Source organism: Nocardia noduli (assembly GCF_019038455.1).
GTDB lineage: Bacteria > Actinomycetota > Actinomycetes > Mycobacteriales > Mycobacteriaceae > Nocardia > Nocardia noduli.
The window spans coordinates 68,113-82,935 of the sequence record NZ_JAFMPL010000024.1 but is presented as its reverse complement, the minus strand read 5'-3'; the positions used below and the strand labels follow the sequence as shown (position 1 = coordinate 82,935).

The window sequence follows — 14,823 nt, the reverse complement described above, 5'->3', positions numbered from 1 at the left end:
CGTCGAACCACCGCCCGTTCTTGATGATTGTGTCGTAGCTCACTCATATATAGAAACCGTTTGGTCGCTAACTGTCAAGGGGTGTCGGACGTGCTCCGATATGGGCCGGAACGCGATGTACGTCATGTACGTTGTGTACGTCATGAGCGCGCGTGAACGACGGGATGCCGAGGCTATGAACGCGCGGGTGGCTCAGCGAAAATCGGTGACGCGGTACGAATCGATGGTTCGTGCCAGGGAGAACTTCGCCAACATGCTTTCCGTGGCGGAGGCCGGTGATGTCGCCGTGGTGACCCGAAGTGGCAAGGATTCGGCACTCGTCGAGCTGGGGCGGTTCCGCTGGATGCTGAGTCGGATCATCACCGCCCATGAGGCGCAGGTCGTCCACGAGAACGGGAAGTGGGTCGCATTCCTGCCCGGGCTGCCGCTCGCGGTGGAGGAAGACGACTTCGATTCCGCCGTCGCCGCGCTGATCGAGGCCATCCGGGAATATGCCGCGGACTGGCAGACGCACCTCTACGCCGCCGTCAACCACCGGCAGAATCGAGAGTTCGTGCAGTTCGTCGAGCTATCGACCGATGCCCAGTTGAAGGAATGGCTGGTCATGGCCGAGCGGTGAGTACCTTCCCGCCGGGTAACCGTAAGGCCCACGATACGTTCTGCCGCAACGACAATTGGGTGCTCGTTCGTGACGCCAAAGGCGGCACCGTGCAGCATCGCCGAACCTATGGGCTGTCGCTGTCCGACGGCCGCACACTGCGAACGCGAATCTCACGTCCGGTCGACGCCACCGATCACGGCCCGACGATGTGGTCGCAGATTCTGCGCGAGCAGTTGATCGTTTCTCAGGAGCAATTCTGGAATTGCGTCACTTTCGGGAAACGTCCGGACCGTGAGTCCAGAGCCGTCGCCATACCGAACAAGCAGTCGATTCCGGCCGGCGTGGTCGAGAAACTCATCCGGCTGGTCGGACTGTCGGAGGAAGAAGTCGGTGCGATGACGCGCGACGAGGCGATCGGTCGCCTCGATCAATACTGGACCGACCAGGCTTAGTCGGGTCCGTCCGCCTCGCGGAGCTTGAGGGATTCCCCCGGCTCGACGCGAATGTCCGCGGGTGAACACACGGCGGCGTCGCTCGGGACGACGGCCGCCATCACCGGCTGCCCGCTGACGCTGTCGACGAGCCGCACCGGCGGTCCGGTGGGGTCGCCCAGGTATCGATCGCCCCATTGCATGAGTCCGACCAGTACCGGGTACAGCTCCCACGCCTTCTGTGTCGGGTGGTACTCGTGCCGTTCGCGCCCGCCCGGCTCGCGGTAGGGCTCGCGGACGAGTAGTCCCTGATCGACCATTTCCCTGAGGCGCTTGCTGAGCACGGAGGGGGAGACGCCGAGGTGGTGCAGGAAATCCTCGAAGCGATGCACGCCGTTGAGCGATTCGCGCAGCACGATCAGGGTCCATCGATTGCCGAGGACGTCGAGCGCCCGCACGATCGGGCAGTTGTCCAGATCGACCGATGTCCACTCCACACGTCCAGGATACCGAGTGTGGATTCTGAAAAAGTATTCAGCTAGTCTGGCTTCTAATTCAGTAGTTAGGAGAGCTTGTGGACCACACCTATGACACGCTGCGCGTTCGGGTAGCGCACGGTGTCGCCTCCGTATCCATCGACAACCCGCCGATCAACCTCTTGGACACCGCGCTGGTGGCCGATCTCGATCGATTCGCCACCGCGGTCGCCGACGACGACGCGATCCGGGTGATCGTGCTCGACAGCGCGGATTCGGAATTCTTCCTCGCCCACGGCGATATGCGCCTGATCGTGGATCCGGATGCCCTCGCGCGATTCGTCGAGGGGCCGGGCGCGGGTCTGTACGGCCGCTTCCGTGCCCTTCCGCAGGTGACCATCGCAAAGATCACCGGCCGGGTGCGCGGTGGCGGGAACGAATTCCTGTTCGCCCTGGATATGCGTTTCGCCGCACGCGGCGCCGCCTGGTTCGGATATCCCGAGGTGAGTCTCGGCATCTTCCCCGGTGGCGGCGGCACCCAGTACCTGCCCCGGCTGGGCGGTCGCGCGCGTGCGCTGGAGGCCGTTCTCGGCGCGGACCTCTTCGACGCCGACACCGCCGAGCGCTACGGCTGGATCAACCGCGCGCTGCCCGCCGCCGAACTCGACCACTACGTCGATCGGTTGGCCACCCGCATCGCTTCCTACCCACCCGAGGCCGTGGCCGCGGCGCGCCGGGCGGTCGACGCCGCGAACCTGCCGATCGAGGAGGGGCTGAAGGTGGAGGCCGAGCTGTTGTGGCCCGTCTTCACCGGTGCCACCGCGATCGAACGCACCGCGGCCGCCCTCGCCGCGGGTGCCCAGACGCGCGACGGCGAACTCGACCTCGAGCGGGTCCTCGAGGTCGGCGTCGGGGCGGCATCGGTGTAGCGGTCGGTCAGTTGTCCTGTGGGCGGTGCACGAAATTGGGGCGTATGTCGTCGTCGGCGGCGTCGAAGTAGCGGTGGAAGGTCGGTGTCAGGCCGGAGGAGATCGGCGGGTTGATCCAGGACCAATCGGTGGGGCAGGTGCGGCCCGCCGACGCCTCCTTGTCGACGTGGTCGCAGAACTGTTTGGCCACGGTGTGATGGTCGACGATGTGGACACCCGCCTTGCGATAGCTGTGCAGCACCGCGCGATTCACCTCGATCAGCGCCTGATCGCGCCAGAGGGTACGCGCGTGCGAGGTGTCGAGTTCCATCATGTCCGCGATCAACGGCAGCATGTTGTAGCGGTTGGTGTCGCTGAGATTGCGCGCCCCGATCTCGGTGCCCACGTACCAGCCGTTGAACGGCGCGAACGGATAGGTGACGCCGCCGATTTCCAGATTCATATTGGAAACCGCCGGTACCGCATGCCATTTCAGCCCGAGTCCGGCGAACCAGTCGAAATCGGGGTGTTCGAGTTCGACCTCGCGGACCAACTCCGGCGGCACGTCGAACCAGCGGATCGGCTCGTCCGGCGTACTGATCAGCAGCGGCAGGACGTCGAAGGGCGTGCCCGCGCCGCGCCAGCCCAATTTCCGCGCGAATTCGGTGATTCCGACGTGGGCGGCGTCGCCGGTGACGGTGCCGTCGCCATTGCGATACCCGGCGTAGCGGATCAGTTGTGGGCTGACGATGCGGAATTCGCGTCCGTCGGCCTGGCGCGGCGGTCCGACCGTGATCATCGACTGGACCGCGCCGCCGTTGGTCGCCATATGCAGGTGCTGCCAGCACACCTCGGCCAGTTCGCGAGCCGTCCGCACCTGCCTCGCGTCGAGTAATTTCAAAGAGCGCCAGTGCTTTCGGCCGACACATCGCGAGTGATTGCGCCACGCGAGTTTGGCGCCGATCAGGATCTCCTCGGCCGTCTGGACGTAGCACCCGTTCTGCTCGAGTTGTTCCGAGGCGGTGCGGCGGCGGTGGGAGGACAGATGCGCTAGTTCGGGTCGGCGGAAGAATTCGTCGCATTCGCGCAGACGGCGGTGTAGATCCGTGCGGTCGGGTATCGGGGTGGCGGTGGTCTCGACTGATCGAACTGGCGACACATTGTTCACGATTTTCTCCGGTCGGGCATCGGGCCTAACAGACAGAACATCTTTCGAGCAGAGAACTCGCGCGTGGTGCACCCCCCTGTCATGCCGGGACATCCACGAGCACGATGTCGCGCGCGATGCGGTCGAATAGCCCGCGCGCGACGGTCACAGCAACCCCCGGACGAACGACGGGATCACGGCACACGCGGACGGCATCGCGCGACACCGTGACCTCGATGCGTGGCGGCGCTGCGTGCGGTATGCGTTTTCCCTATCGACCCCCGAGAGGTCCGAAACGGAGATTAGGCGGGGTGTGCTGGTCGTGTGCCCGGTTTCGAGGTAATCCCAGTTCGCTCGGCTATCGACACGGTGTGGCGTGGCGTGTCGCGCACCCGCGATGCGGGTCGCGTGCCTGCGTATCGAATGCGAGAAAAGTGGCGCAAGTCACAAGTTTGTCACCTCGGTATGGCGGACCTGAATGCCGTGCGTGCTCTGGCAGGATCGCGAAGATGCTGTCTCGGCGAGAAGCACGGCATTGGATATCCAGCGTCATCCTGACCGCCGCACTGCTCGCCGGTGCGGCGGGCGTGAGCGCTCCGCACGTCGTCGCCGAGCCGGACCGGCCCGGCACCGGATCGCAGGGCGCCGATCCGATCGCCGTACCTCCGACCCGGCCCGCGATCGAGCGGATCGAGCCGATCAACGACCGCAGGCTGCGCGTGTTCGTGCAGTCGCCCGCCATGGGCCGCACCGTCCAAGTGCAGGTCCTGCTGCCCGAGGACCGGTCCCGCCCCCGACCTACCGTGTACATGCTCGACGGGCGCAGCGCGAGTTCGAACAGCAACAACTGGCTCGAAGAGGCCCACGTCGACCGCTTCTACGCGGACAAGGACGTCAACGTCGTGCTGACGATCGGCGGACCGGCCAGCTATTACACCGACTGGCAGCGCCCGGATCCGGTACTCGGCACCAATCGGTGGGAAACCTTCCTCGCGGCGGAACTCCCACCGCTGATCGACGCCGAATTCCTCGGCAACGGCCGCAACGCCGTCATGGGTGTGTCGATGGGCGCCGAGGCCGCGATGATGCTGATGGTGCGGCTGCCCGGGCTCTATTCGGCGGTCGCGGCGCACAGCGGCTGCTACTCGATCGGTTCGGAATTGGGACAGGCGCAGGCGAGGGCGATCGTCGCCACCTATCTCGGCCAGCCCGACAACATGTTCGGCCGGTACGACGATCCGGACTGGCTCGCCCACGACGTCACCGCACACGCGGAGGCGCTGCGCGGCAAGGCCGTCTACGTATCGGTCGGCAACGGCGTGCCCGGCGCGTACGACGTACCGGGCAATCCGGATATCGTCGGCGCCCTCACCTTCGGCGCTCCGCTGGAGGCGGGCGCCAATATCTGCACGCACCGACTCGCCGACCGACTCACCGAGCTCGGCATCCCCGCCACCGTGAATTTCCGCGCCACCGGCACGCATTCGTGGCCCTACTGGACCGATGAACTCGCCCTGTCCTGGCCGACGATCGCCGACGCGATCGGAGCCTCCTAAGCGAACCGGGCCGCGACCTGCGCCTCGGTCGCGAACGCGATGAACAGGTCGTTCTCGTGCGGATCGCCGATCGTCACCCGGACGCCGTCGACGCCGTACGGACGCACGAGCACACCGGCCGCCGCGCTCGCCTCACCGAATTCGACGCTGCGTTCACCGAGTGGCAACCAGAAGAAATTCGTCTCACTGGGCGGGATGCGATACCCGGCGGCCAGCAGGGCCGAGCGCACCCGCTCGCGCTCGAGGACCAGGGCGTGGGTGCGGTCGAGCAATTCGTGCCGCGCCTCCAGCGACGCGATGGCCGCGGCCTGCGCGACCCGGTTGACGCTGAACGGGATATGCACCTTCAGCAGCGCGGTGATCACCTCCGGATCACCCACCGCGTAACCCACACGCAACCCCGCGAGTCCATACGCTTTCGAGAAGGTACGCAGCACAACGACATTCGGCCTGTCCCGGCCCAACTCGACGCCGTCGGGCCGATCCTGCGGGGTCAAACGCAGATATTCGTAATAGGCCTCGTCCAGCACGATCAGCACACGCGACGGCACCGCGTCCAGGAAACGCTCCAGCGCCGCCTTGCCGACCGCCGTGCCCGTCGGGTTGTTCGGATTGCAGACGAAGATCATCCTGGTGTCGTCGTTGACCGCCGCGGCGATGGCGTCTAGATCGTGCACCGCGTCGCCGTCGAGCGGAACCTGCACGGCCTTCGCATTGCCGACCTGGGTGACGATCGGATACGCCTCGAACGAGCGCCAGGCGAACACCACCTCGTCGGTGGGGGAGTCACAGGTGATCTGCACCAGTTCCTGCAAAATCGCGACGCTGCCGCAACCGACCGCCACATTGGCCGCCGTGACGCCGAGAAATTCGGCCAGTGCGGCCCGCAGCTCGCCGGACTGGTTGTCCGGGTACCGGTGCGCGAGTTCGGCGGCCTCACCGATCGCCTTCGCGGCGGCGGGCAACGGTGGCAGCGTCGTCTCGTTGCTGGCGAGCTTGACCGCGCCGGGGTTGCTGCGGCCCGGTGTGTACGCCGGAATGGAGGCGAGATCCGGCCGGATGTGCGGTGTCACCCCTCCACAGTAGGCGACCCTTCTCCGCCTCCCGCGGCCCGGCCACGCACCCGTCGGCTGCCTATCTGTCAACTGGCGGATTGGGGATGTAAGCGGGTTCCAGCCGGAAAAACCCCTGAATAACGACCGTCGATGTGCAATTTCTCGCGAAGATCGGGCCAGCGCCCTACTCTGGTTTCATGTCGGGCATTTATGACGATACCGCCGCGCTTCGTGGTGGCGACGACATGACAGAGCGCTCTGCCGCCGACGCCAAGGTGCCCATCACCGTGGTCGAACCGGAGGGAAACGCGCGCGGCGGGATCGTGGTACTCCACGAATCCCGGGAGTTCACGGGATCACTGCTCGAACTCATGAAGGCATTGGCGGGCGAGGGCTGGACCGTCCTCGCGCCGGACCTTTTCCACCGGGGCAACGGCGACCCCGCCCACGAGGTGTTCGGCGACGAACTGTTCGCCGATTTCGACGCCTGCTTCGACTGGCTGACCCAGCACGGGGTGTTCCCCGACTGTATCGGTGTCCTCGGATTCGACCACGCGGGCACCGCCGCCTTCCTGGTCGCCACCAACCGCCCCGTCGGCGCCGCGGTCAGCGTCGCCGCCCCCGGCATCGTCGAACCACTGACCTCCGAAGCCGACGCCCTCATCCGCGTCGCACCCGAACTGAAAGCGCCCTGGCTCGGTCTCTACGGCACCGACGACCCCGCCACCCCGCCCGCGCATATCGACCAACTCCGCGACGCCACGGCGCGCGCCTCGGTCGCCAGTCTCGTCATCAGTTACCCGGGTCTGCGCCACCGCGCCGACACCCCCGGCCGCGACCCCGACGACGACCACGTCACCCTCGATTCACAAACCAGGATCTTCGACTGGTTCGACAGCAATTTACGCTGATTGACCAGGCGTTTTGTTACTTCCAGTCCAGCTCCTGTAATCTTCATGCTCGGCGGTTCGAAAGGACCGGTGCCCTCGAAGAGAAGGCTCCAGGAGGCGTGCCAGAGCGGCCGAATGGGACTCACTGCTAATGAGTTGTCCCTTCACGGGGACCGGAGGTTCAAATCCTCTCGCCTCCGCCACACCCCGGTTCGCCGGGTAACAACTGAATAACACATGCGCCCGTAGCTCAACGGATAGAGCACTTGACTACGGATCAAGAGGTTAGGGGTTCGAATCCCTTCGGGCGCACAAAGATCCGCCCTGCACCTGGACTTTCCCGGTGCAGGGCGGATCGCGTTTGTGAGGACTTCCACCAGATCGACTACTTTCCGACCACAAACGAGTGACTACTTTCCGTCCGCGAACCGGTCGAGAGCCTTTCGCGCGTCCGGGCCGACCGTTCGCCGTTCGAGGTAGTGCCGTTCGGTCGTTGCGAGCTTGGCGTGTGACAACTGCGCCTGCGCTTCGGCCGGTCCGAGGTCGTCACGAACGACTGTCGCGACTGTCGGCCGGAAGCTCCGCGGAGTGACCCACTTCAGTTCCTCGGGCAACGCGGCCCGCAGGGAACGACGCAGGTTCGCCAAGCTCATCCAGTCACCATTTCGGTTGGTGAAGACCGGGCTATCGGAACCGGCAGCATTGCCGAACAGGACCGCCAGAGCTTCCACCGCGAGCTTCGGCAGGATCACCGTGTGGTCGGGGGCATCTCCTTTCCGCGTGTCCTGTCGGTGCAGCGGTTCGCCCTTGACCTTGCCGTGGTCGATCATGGTTCCGGTAGTTGTGATCGTCGGCGGATCGGCCAGCAAGTCGACCTCGGACCACCGCAGCGACAGCACCTCATTCGGGCGCCATCCTGTCGAGACCAGCACGTCAACGAACTCGGGAAGCTGGCGACCGGGCCGCGGTCCGAAACCCTTCTCACGGTCCCTGTAGGCACGAACTGCCTCCCGCACCTTGGCGAACTCCTCGGGAGTGAGAGCGCGGGCGCCGGATTGCTTGCCACCTGTTCGGGTGGTCTCTCGAATCGGGTTCACCGGTAGTACGTCGTAGCGCACGGCCAGGGCGAACATGCCGATCAGCACCACCCGGAACGTCTTGGCGTTCGACTCCGACCGAGCCGCGATCTTTCCGAGATGCGTTTCGGCGCGACTGGTAGGCAGTTCCCGGATTCGGAGTGCGCCGAGCTGCTTGCGCCCATTGCGGTTCCATGACTGTTCGTACAATTCGCGCGATTGCGGCTTGAGCTCGGTCTTCGTCGCGAGCCAGATCGGGAACAGTTCGGCCAGCGTCGTGCGGGTGGTGATCACGGCATCACTCAGAGGTGCGGTGCGCTCCTTGAGGTGCCGCAACAGGTTCCGCCGTGCCGCTTCCTCGCTGCCACCGGTACGCCGAACCCTACGGCGATTGCCGTCCTCGTCGCGGACGTTGGTCGATGCGGTGAACTGTCCCGGACCGGTCGGCTTGACCGTGATCTTGCCCCACTCGCCGGGCGTCATTCGTTGACGCGGCATCAGGCAGCCTGATCGAGTTCAGCGATGTAGTCGGCAATCGCCTGCTCGGTGACGAAGCGGCGACGGCCGATCTTGACCGACCGCAGCGCGCCGGAGCCGATCAGTTCGTAGTACTTGCTGTGCCCGACCGGGATCAACTTGCGGACCTCGGTCTCGTTGAGCAACTTGGACATGACAACCACCCCTCCTATGCCGCCATCTGGCGGGACGAAACTTGTTGTGCTGCAACGCTTCTATGTGAAGCGGGGTCGCCACCTGGTGGTCCTTCGGCGTCTACGAGGCAGGCTCGGGTGTACTGGGCGCGGTCGGTGAGTTTGGCCGAGACCGACGCCATGATCAGGTGCGAGCGCGGGGGCGCGTCCCGGTCACCCGGACCGACAGGAGTGATCCTCAGATGTGAGGTATCGGGCGGGAAGATCCCGAGCGCGGCCAGCTTCCCGCGAACGAACTCCATCCGTTCGGCCTTGTGATCGACCAGAGTCTTGCCGGACCATTTGCGGGAGTTGTTGCATCGCTTGCCCGGAACGCCGAGCGCGTCACGGCGATGGTTCTTGCCCCGGCACCGGCCTGGTTGCATCTTCTCGCTGCCACCGCCCTTGGGGACGATGCCGTAGCGCAGCCACACCGCGCACGACTCTCGGCAAGGGGTGCGCTGCAACTCCTCGTACAACCGGTCGTAGTGACGGTTCACCCGAGGGCTGTCGGACTCCAGGATTTCCCCGACCGACTTGGTGAGGTACTTGGTCAGATAGGCCACCTTGCGATCCATTTCCGGTGTCCCAGCGAGGATCTGGACCGGTTTGGACTCGGCCCCGAACTTCATGGTGTGGGCCGGTTCCAGGTCGTCCACGGAGTCGATGACCGCGATAGCGTCGTCCCACTCGGTCAACGCCCGCCCGGTCTTGGGGTCGACGAACGTGCCTGCCCGGTGGTCCCAGACCGGCATACGGTCCCCGGAATAGATTTCGTTCTCGCGGTCGAAGTGCGGCCACCAGATACTGCGGTAGGTCGCCGCGGTCACCGCGTACAGGAGTTTGGTCGGGATCGAACCGCGGATAGCGAGGTGGATGTGGGGGGCGCCGCGTTTCTGCGGTTCGACGCTGGCCCAGTACTGCACGTCCCAGCCGACCGCCCGACGCAGGTTGATGATCCAGTGATCGAACAATGCCTTCATGTGCATGATGTCGCGGGCCGCACGCGGGTAGTCGTAGGACTCCGGATCACGCGGGGAGCCGTCGGAGACCCACGCACCTTGTTTGTCCTTGCCCCCGGTCGGGTTCCAGACGCGGTTGATGTGCCCGTAGGAGGGCATGGTCAGGGTCCAGAACGTCGAGGGCCGGTACTTGCCGTTGGCGTAGGCGGTACCGATCGTGGTCCGGGCGACCTTCTTGCGTGGCAGGTCCGGCAGATCCTCCCGCCGCCGGGTCGACTTGGCCCGGCGACGAGGCTTCTCGTCCAGGGCGGGGAGGCGGCCGCGCACGCCGAGTTCGCGCAGCTCGACATCCAGATCGGCTACCCAGGTCTTGATCGCTTCGGCGAGTTCGCTGTCCTCGTCACGGCGAGCGTCGTGGTATTGGCCGAACAGGTCAGCGCGAGCGGCCAGTACCTGTGCCTGTGCTTCGGTGACGGCCGGTTCCGGGCGCACGGGTTCGTGGTCGGCGCACCAGCCCTCGCGCAGCTGCATAGCGCGCACGGACTTGTTGGCCTTCGCGCACGCTGGGCAGGTTGTTGCCACGGTGGCCTTGCACGGGGCGCCGATGTAGGAGACGCGCCCGGTGTTGGTGTCGAAGGCCCGCATCGGAACCACCCGGGCGCACACGCCCTGTTCCAGGGCCACGGTTTCGGCGATATCGGTCAGGTCCGGCATAGCGCGACGCTCGGCCGCGGTCTGACGATTCGGAGCGACGGCACCGGCCGGGGCTGTTCCGAGAGTCTGGGTTGCGTTCACGCTGCCTCCTTCTCGTCCCAGAGCCATTCGACCGAGGTACGCGGCAGGGTGACCGGCTGCGCGAGTGAATCGTGGTGCCGGAACGCCAGTTCCACCGTGGACGGGCCGACGACGACCGCTCGGCATTCCAGGACACCGAAGGCGTGTGCGAGGTGGGCCGTGCGGCCGGTGTAGTCGTCGGGGCACTGACCGGGCAGCATCCGCACCGTCACACGGTCGGTGAACGCACCCACCCGCACACTGGCCAGCCTGGGAGTCGCGACCTGTTCGCCGTATGTGACCTGCAACCCGCAGGCCGACAGCATCCGCGTCCACCGGCGCCGGTACCGCAGCCAGGCCAGGAACCGAGTACGAGCCCGGTCGGTGACCCAGCGGGTGAACGTGGCCGGGGAACCGATCCGCCAGCCCACCAGCAGCACCAGGCCGACGAGCCCGACGATGGTGGCAGTGGACCAGCCGAACAACAGCCACGCCGTCACCGCTGCGGCGAGCGGAATCGACAGCATCGGGAACAGCAGCGCCCACCACACCAGCAGTGCCGCGGCTTTCACGAGAACCCAGATGATGCCAAGCGCGGCGTCGGTGATCGCGTCGGCCGGGCTCGACTGATGGACAGTGATCTTCGTGTTCATGGTTATGCCACCTCGAACAGGGTCATCGGGCCGGTGGGATCGGTGAGTTGGGTCAGGAGTTGGTGGCCGAGGTGTTCGGTGTAGGCCGGTGGGATGGCTTGGCACAGTTCGTCGCCGGTCATCCAGTCGATGCCCATCGCCTCCGGGCCGACGTAGCGGCCGACATCACCGGTGACCGAGATGTTCCAACCATCCGCCCAACGGGCCTTACGCTGCCGGGTCGCCGTCCGCACCACATGACGCGGATGCGCCGGTGCCGACAACGACAGCCGGGACTCGAACCGTCGATGCCGATAGGTGCGCAGCCCGAACGCGTTGCCACACAGCACGATCGACCGGGACCGGATCAGGGGTGCGGTCATGACGTTCTCGATCACATAGGGACGCCCGACCTGGTCGAGCAGGGCGCGGGTGGCCGCGACCAGATCCGGGTACCGCTTGTCCGGCGAGAGCGCGTGGAGTGTGCAGTACTCCTGGCAGGGCGGGGAGGCGTGTACGGCGTCGAACTCGTGACCGTGCGTGGCCAGGAACTCCAACGCGTCACCCTGGTGGAACTCGAACGGGTAGCGGGGTTGGGGTGCGATGTCGACACCGACCACGTCGAACCCGGCCCGGTGGTAACCGGTCGCGGCACCACCGGCGCAGCAGAACAGATCCAACAACCGCGGTCTGCCCGTGCTCATGACGCCTCCTGATCGAACAGGGCGAATTGAGTAGGCACGGGGGTGTTGTCACGCCAGCGCTTCCACATGTCGTGTTCGCCGTCGCGGAACACCACCACCGATTTCGAGCCGCGCTTGCCACGGTTGCTGGGCTGCTCAGCCATCAGCAGGGCTTGCGAGACGTTCTGAGCCTTGGGCAGGGGGCGCACGGTCTCACCGATCAACACGCCCCACTGCACCGCCTTACGAGTGCTCACGACATCGCCCCTGACCCGCGAACCTGGAACGGGGACACCTCGGGGACATCGCGGCCGGTCAGGTCGCAGGCATCGCCGACCGCGTAGGCCAGGACCGCGAGCACGGCCGCGGCATCATCGAGGCTCATGACCAGGTGAGCGACGGCGACGAACCCGGCTTCGCGGTGCAAGGTCAGCTCCACCGCACCGGCGCCGAACGGGGAATCGGGACGGTACCGGGCGAAGACCTCGCAGTATTCGCGAATACGGCCACGGTCGACCACCACCGCCACACGATCGAATTCCATGCCGGGGCCGGGCTGCCACGTTCCGGTCATGCCGCCCACCCGCCGTCATCGGAATCGTGGCCCCAGGCCGGGAATTCGCCGGTCTCGAGGCACATGGCCACCGCTACTTCCAGCGGGTTCGCGCCACGACGTTCGAGCAGTCCACGCCGACGCGAGGCCAGGTCGATCACCTCAGCCTGGTAGCCGGTACCGGTATTGCGAGTGTTGTTGATGCGCTTCATGATTTAGCCCCTCAGGTCGATGTCGGTGATGTCGGTGTCGTGGCAGACCTCGCACAGGACGCGGTCACCGTCGTAGGTCCAGCCCTGCGGGTGACCGACGATCCAGGCGACCGCGGCAGCGCGAGAGTGGAAGCACGCGCCCAGGTCTTCGGGCTCGAACATTTCGCCGTCGACGCCGGGATCGGTGTAGACCGCCCCGCAGCTGTCGCAGTAGATGCGGACATGGATGAAGGTCACGAATCCTCGTTTCATGCCGCGAGGACCTCGGCGATGTAGAGGCCGCAGAGCGTGCACTGGCGAGTCACCAGCGTTTCCCCGCTGGCGATGGGACCGATCGAGGTGTGCCAGTCGTGGCCGGGGTTGAAGCACAGCGACAGTTGCAGGCAGTCAGGGCACATCAACCGGGTGTCGTAGAGTTCCCAGCCATCCGCGCCGTCGACAAAGAAGTCCATGGCCTCATCGATCGAGGCGAACACCGCCGCCGTATTCGCCGAGCCGTAGACCTTCTCGCAGCCGCAGCAACCGGCCACAACACAACCGAGGGTGGTGAATCCGCGCTTCATGCCGCCACCGGACCGTTCTCGCCGTCGCCGAGGTCATCCGGGTCGAAGTCGGAGTAGTCGCCCTGCGGCGCGAGGTCGATACCGTGACCGCGGGGCGCGTACTGCTCGCACAGGGCCGCGATGTCTTCGCGGGATACGAAGTACGAGCGCGCTCGTACGATGTTCGGTGTCCCGTCCTCGCGCACGTAGGCGACGCCGGGTGTGGTGTAGGGGATTTCGTCGCAGCGGGCGCCGCGTTCACGTGCGGAGTCGCCGTGGACCATGCCGATCTGGTTGCGTTCGTCCAGGCGCAGCGCGATACGGATCGGGATCAGCTGACGTTGGGGCAGGGTGTCTTTGGACGGGTCCTGTACGCAGGTGATCAGGCTGACACCGGGTGCGCGGCCCTGGGTGAGGAGCTTGCCGAAATGGCGGTCGAACTTCTTCATGGTGTCGGGTTCGGCGTAGGCGGTCATCGCTGCGGCTTCGTCCACGATGATCACGATCAGCGGTTCGTCGGTGGTGGGGATGTGCTTCTCGATACCTGCCTCACGACACCGCGCGGCACGCTCGAGCATCAGGGCTTCGGCGTCGGCCATCATCGCGACGATGCCTTCGTCGGTGTACTCGAAGCGGGTCAGCAGGGCTTTGCCGCGCCCGAACTCCATACCGCCCTTGGGATCGGCGACCCACAGTTCCACCAGCCCCGAAGCGATGGCCGGGGCGAGTCCGGCGATGATCGCCCAGACGAGTCCGCCCTTACCGGCGTTGGTGCCGCCCGCGATCAACAGATGCCGGTACAGCAGGGCCAGGTTCCAGACACCGCCGTCCTCGAGCACGCCGACGGGGATCGCCTCCAAGTCCACGCCGTTGTGGACCCCCGACACCGTTGTCGGGTCCGCGAGGGTGTCCCACACCCGCAGTTGCAGACGAACCACCCCCGGATCAGGGAAAGACACGGTGACGTTCTTGACCGCCAGCACTTGGGCGAGCGCGTCCACCGCGTCTTCCCCGGCCCAGTCCTTGCGCTTCTGACCGGCCATCATCAACAGGTCGACCTGCAACCCGTAATCGGTGTAAACCCAGTCCTCCAACGGCGGGAACCCGGTATCGAGCGACCCGAGACCGCAGGCGATGAACATGTGCGCCCGCTGACGGGGATCGGCGATCACCAACACCGCCGTACGCAGTTCGCGGGGTGCGGAGTCGGCGACATCGCCCGGATGCGACGGGCGCACACCGCCCCCGAGGGAACGCAGCCACCACATGCCCGCCGACGCGGCGACCAGACCGCCGCCGAAGACCATTGCGTCGAGGGCAGCCATCACGCCACCGCCTTCACAGCAGCGACGGCCCCGCGGTCGTGTGTGGCCAGGGCGTCACCGAGACCGGCGAACAGAGCGCGGGCATCGGTGATGGTGAACGACAGCCCGGACCCGAACGCGTCGAACGCGACCCGCACCATCGGCGGGGACGCCGGATCATCGGCGATGGCGTGCGGGCGGTAGACGACCCCGGCGACCTCGATATTGGGCATCAGCGTGGCGAAGGACTCGTACATCACAGGCCCCACTCGTTCGAGGGACGACTCGGCTCGCAGAACAGTCGGCACTCACCCGAGGCAGGCGGGGTGGGG

Annotated in this window: 20 protein-coding genes and 2 tRNA genes; 7 read left to right on the top strand and 15 right to left on the bottom strand. The window is 66.0% G+C overall.

The genetic code is table 11. The annotated features are described in order from the left end of the window. Positions 1-619: hypothetical protein (locus JZ792_RS16380; protein WP_216911321.1), on the top strand; the 619-nt coding region annotated here is incomplete at its 5' end. Further along, positions 616-1,053: a cytotoxic translational repressor of toxin-antitoxin stability system gene (locus JZ792_RS16375; RefSeq protein WP_254189901.1), complete on the top strand. Its 438-nt coding sequence runs from the start codon at positions 616-618 to the stop codon at positions 1,051-1,053. The genes JZ792_RS16380 and JZ792_RS16375, both read left to right, overlap by 4 nt. Here the strand turns inward: JZ792_RS16375 and JZ792_RS16370 are convergent. Beyond that, a complete protein-coding gene (locus JZ792_RS16370) occupies positions 1,050-1,529 on the bottom strand; it encodes a winged helix-turn-helix transcriptional regulator (protein WP_216911319.1) in 480 nt (159 codons plus the stop codon). The genes JZ792_RS16375 and JZ792_RS16370 overlap by 4 nt on opposite strands. A 77-nt stretch (positions 1,530-1,606) precedes the next feature. Here JZ792_RS16370 and JZ792_RS16365 point away from each other — a divergent pair, with 77 nt between their 5' ends. Next, on the top strand, positions 1,607-2,437 hold the full coding sequence (locus JZ792_RS16365) for an enoyl-CoA hydratase/isomerase family protein (RefSeq protein ID WP_216911318.1): 831 nt from the start codon (positions 1,607-1,609) through the stop codon (positions 2,435-2,437). Positions 2,438-2,444: 7 nt separating this feature from the next. On the opposite strand, the gene JZ792_RS16360 is transcribed toward JZ792_RS16365, so the two are convergent. Next, positions 2,445-3,536, bottom strand: coding sequence for a nitric oxide synthase oxygenase (locus JZ792_RS16360; protein WP_308165325.1), 1,092 nt, complete (start codon positions 3,534-3,536; stop codon positions 2,445-2,447). A 536-nt stretch (positions 3,537-4,072) separates the two neighbouring features. Here JZ792_RS16360 and JZ792_RS16355 point away from each other — a divergent pair. Next, positions 4,073-5,119: an alpha/beta hydrolase gene (locus JZ792_RS16355; RefSeq protein WP_216911316.1), complete on the top strand. Its 1,047-nt coding sequence runs from the start codon at positions 4,073-4,075 to the stop codon at positions 5,117-5,119. On the opposite strand, the gene hisC is transcribed toward JZ792_RS16355, so the two are convergent. Further along, on the bottom strand, positions 5,116-6,192 hold the full coding sequence (gene hisC, locus JZ792_RS16350) for a histidinol-phosphate transaminase (protein ID WP_216911315.1): 1,077 nt from the start codon (positions 6,190-6,192) through the stop codon (positions 5,116-5,118). The two genes, JZ792_RS16355 and hisC, sit on opposite strands and share 4 nt — an antisense overlap. A gap of 179 nt (positions 6,193-6,371) precedes the next feature. Here hisC and JZ792_RS16345 point away from each other — a divergent pair, with 179 nt between their 5' ends. The 3 genes from JZ792_RS16345 (at position 6,372) to JZ792_RS16335 (ending at position 7,376) form a co-directional block, all read left to right on the top strand. Next, the gene (locus JZ792_RS16345) at positions 6,372-7,085 is read left to right on the top strand and encodes a dienelactone hydrolase family protein (RefSeq protein ID WP_216911314.1); all 714 of its coding nucleotides are present in this window, start codon (positions 6,372-6,374) and stop codon (positions 7,083-7,085) included. Between the two features lie 92 nt (positions 7,086-7,177). Next, positions 7,178-7,267: transfer RNA gene (locus tag JZ792_RS16340), tRNA-Ser, on the top strand. Positions 7,268-7,303: 36 nt separating this feature from the next. Beyond that, a tRNA-Arg gene (locus tag JZ792_RS16335) sits at positions 7,304-7,376 on the top strand. Between the two features lie 98 nt (positions 7,377-7,474). Here the strand turns inward: JZ792_RS16335 and JZ792_RS16330 are convergent. From JZ792_RS16330 to JZ792_RS16275, 12 genes are read right to left on the bottom strand one after another with little or no spacing between them, the layout of a single operon-like run. After that, a complete protein-coding gene (locus JZ792_RS16330; RefSeq protein ID WP_216911313.1) occupies positions 7,475-8,638 on the bottom strand; it encodes a tyrosine-type recombinase/integrase in 1,164 nt (387 codons plus the stop codon). Continuing rightward, complete coding sequence (locus tag JZ792_RS16325; protein ID WP_216911312.1) at positions 8,638-8,811, bottom strand: helix-turn-helix domain-containing protein; 174 nt, start codon at positions 8,809-8,811, stop codon at positions 8,638-8,640. Before JZ792_RS16325 ends, JZ792_RS16330 begins: the two co-directional genes overlap by 1 nt. Positions 8,812-8,825: 14 nt before the next feature. Then, the gene (locus tag JZ792_RS16320) at positions 8,826-10,586 is read right to left on the bottom strand and encodes a replication initiator (RefSeq protein WP_216911311.1); all 1,761 of its coding nucleotides are present in this window, start codon (positions 10,584-10,586) and stop codon (positions 8,826-8,828) included. Beyond that, positions 10,583-11,218, bottom strand: coding sequence for a hypothetical protein (locus tag JZ792_RS16315; protein ID WP_216911310.1), 636 nt, complete (start codon positions 11,216-11,218; stop codon positions 10,583-10,585). Before JZ792_RS16315 ends, JZ792_RS16320 begins: the two co-directional genes overlap by 4 nt. Before the next feature lie 2 nt (positions 11,219-11,220). Next, positions 11,221-11,901: a DNA cytosine methyltransferase gene (locus JZ792_RS16310; RefSeq protein ID WP_216911309.1), complete on the bottom strand. Its 681-nt coding sequence runs from the start codon at positions 11,899-11,901 to the stop codon at positions 11,221-11,223. Then, a complete protein-coding gene (locus JZ792_RS16305) occupies positions 11,898-12,137 on the bottom strand; it encodes a hypothetical protein (RefSeq protein ID WP_216911308.1) in 240 nt (79 codons plus the stop codon). Before JZ792_RS16305 ends, JZ792_RS16310 begins: the two co-directional genes overlap by 4 nt. After that, positions 12,134-12,454 carry a hypothetical protein gene (locus JZ792_RS16300; protein WP_216911307.1) on the bottom strand — a complete coding sequence of 107 codons (321 nt, stop codon included), beginning with the start codon at positions 12,452-12,454 and terminating at the stop codon, positions 12,134-12,136. Before JZ792_RS16300 ends, JZ792_RS16305 begins: the two co-directional genes overlap by 4 nt. Next, positions 12,451-12,645, bottom strand: coding sequence for a hypothetical protein (locus JZ792_RS16295; RefSeq protein WP_216911306.1), 195 nt, complete (start codon positions 12,643-12,645; stop codon positions 12,451-12,453). The genes JZ792_RS16300 and JZ792_RS16295 overlap by 4 nt, the downstream gene beginning before the upstream one ends. 3 nt (positions 12,646-12,648) lie before the next feature. After that, positions 12,649-12,897 carry a hypothetical protein gene (locus JZ792_RS16290; RefSeq protein WP_216911305.1) on the bottom strand — a complete coding sequence of 83 codons (249 nt, stop codon included), beginning with the start codon at positions 12,895-12,897 and terminating at the stop codon, positions 12,649-12,651. Continuing rightward, positions 12,894-13,208 (bottom strand): hypothetical protein, encoded by a 315-nt coding sequence (locus tag JZ792_RS16285; protein WP_216911304.1) that lies wholly within the window; start codon positions 13,206-13,208, stop codon positions 12,894-12,896. Before JZ792_RS16285 ends, JZ792_RS16290 begins: the two co-directional genes overlap by 4 nt. Beyond that, positions 13,205-14,512, bottom strand: coding sequence for an FtsK/SpoIIIE domain-containing protein (locus JZ792_RS16280; protein WP_216911303.1), 1,308 nt, complete (start codon positions 14,510-14,512; stop codon positions 13,205-13,207). Before JZ792_RS16280 ends, JZ792_RS16285 begins: the two co-directional genes overlap by 4 nt. Further along, complete coding sequence (locus tag JZ792_RS16275) at positions 14,512-14,748, bottom strand: hypothetical protein (protein WP_216911302.1); 237 nt, start codon at positions 14,746-14,748, stop codon at positions 14,512-14,514. The genes JZ792_RS16280 and JZ792_RS16275 overlap by 1 nt, the downstream gene beginning before the upstream one ends. Between the last annotated feature and the right edge of the window lie 75 nt (positions 14,749-14,823).

Coding starts and splice junctions, on each gene's coding strand:
- JZ792_RS16345 (WP_216911314.1), top strand. CDS start 6,372: ATGTCGGGCATTTATGACGATACCGCCGCGCTTCGTGGTGGCGACGAC.
- JZ792_RS16355 (WP_216911316.1), top strand. CDS start 4,073: ATGCTGTCTCGGCGAGAAGCACGGCATTGGATATCCAGCGTCATCCTG.
- JZ792_RS16325 (WP_216911312.1), bottom strand. CDS start 8,811: ATGTCCAAGTTGCTCAACGAGACCGAGGTCCGCAAGTTGATCCCGGTC.
- JZ792_RS16275 (WP_216911302.1), bottom strand. CDS start 14,748: ATGTACGAGTCCTTCGCCACGCTGATGCCCAATATCGAGGTCGCCGGG.
- JZ792_RS16315 (WP_216911310.1), bottom strand. CDS start 11,218: ATGAACACGAAGATCACTGTCCATCAGTCGAGCCCGGCCGACGCGATC.
- JZ792_RS16310 (WP_216911309.1), bottom strand. CDS start 11,901: ATGAGCACGGGCAGACCGCGGTTGTTGGATCTGTTCTGCTGCGCCGGT.
- JZ792_RS16290 (WP_216911305.1), bottom strand. CDS start 12,897: ATGAAACGAGGATTCGTGACCTTCATCCATGTCCGCATCTACTGCGAC.
- JZ792_RS16300 (WP_216911307.1), bottom strand. CDS start 12,454: ATGACCGGAACGTGGCAGCCCGGCCCCGGCATGGAATTCGATCGTGTG.
- JZ792_RS16285 (WP_216911304.1), bottom strand. CDS start 13,208: ATGAAGCGCGGATTCACCACCCTCGGTTGTGTTGTGGCCGGTTGCTGC.
- JZ792_RS16280 (WP_216911303.1), bottom strand. CDS start 14,512: ATGGCTGCCCTCGACGCAATGGTCTTCGGCGGCGGTCTGGTCGCCGCG.
- JZ792_RS16330 (WP_216911313.1), bottom strand. CDS start 8,638: ATGCCGCGTCAACGAATGACGCCCGGCGAGTGGGGCAAGATCACGGTC.
- JZ792_RS16295 (WP_216911306.1), bottom strand. CDS start 12,645: ATGAAGCGCATCAACAACACTCGCAATACCGGTACCGGCTACCAGGCT.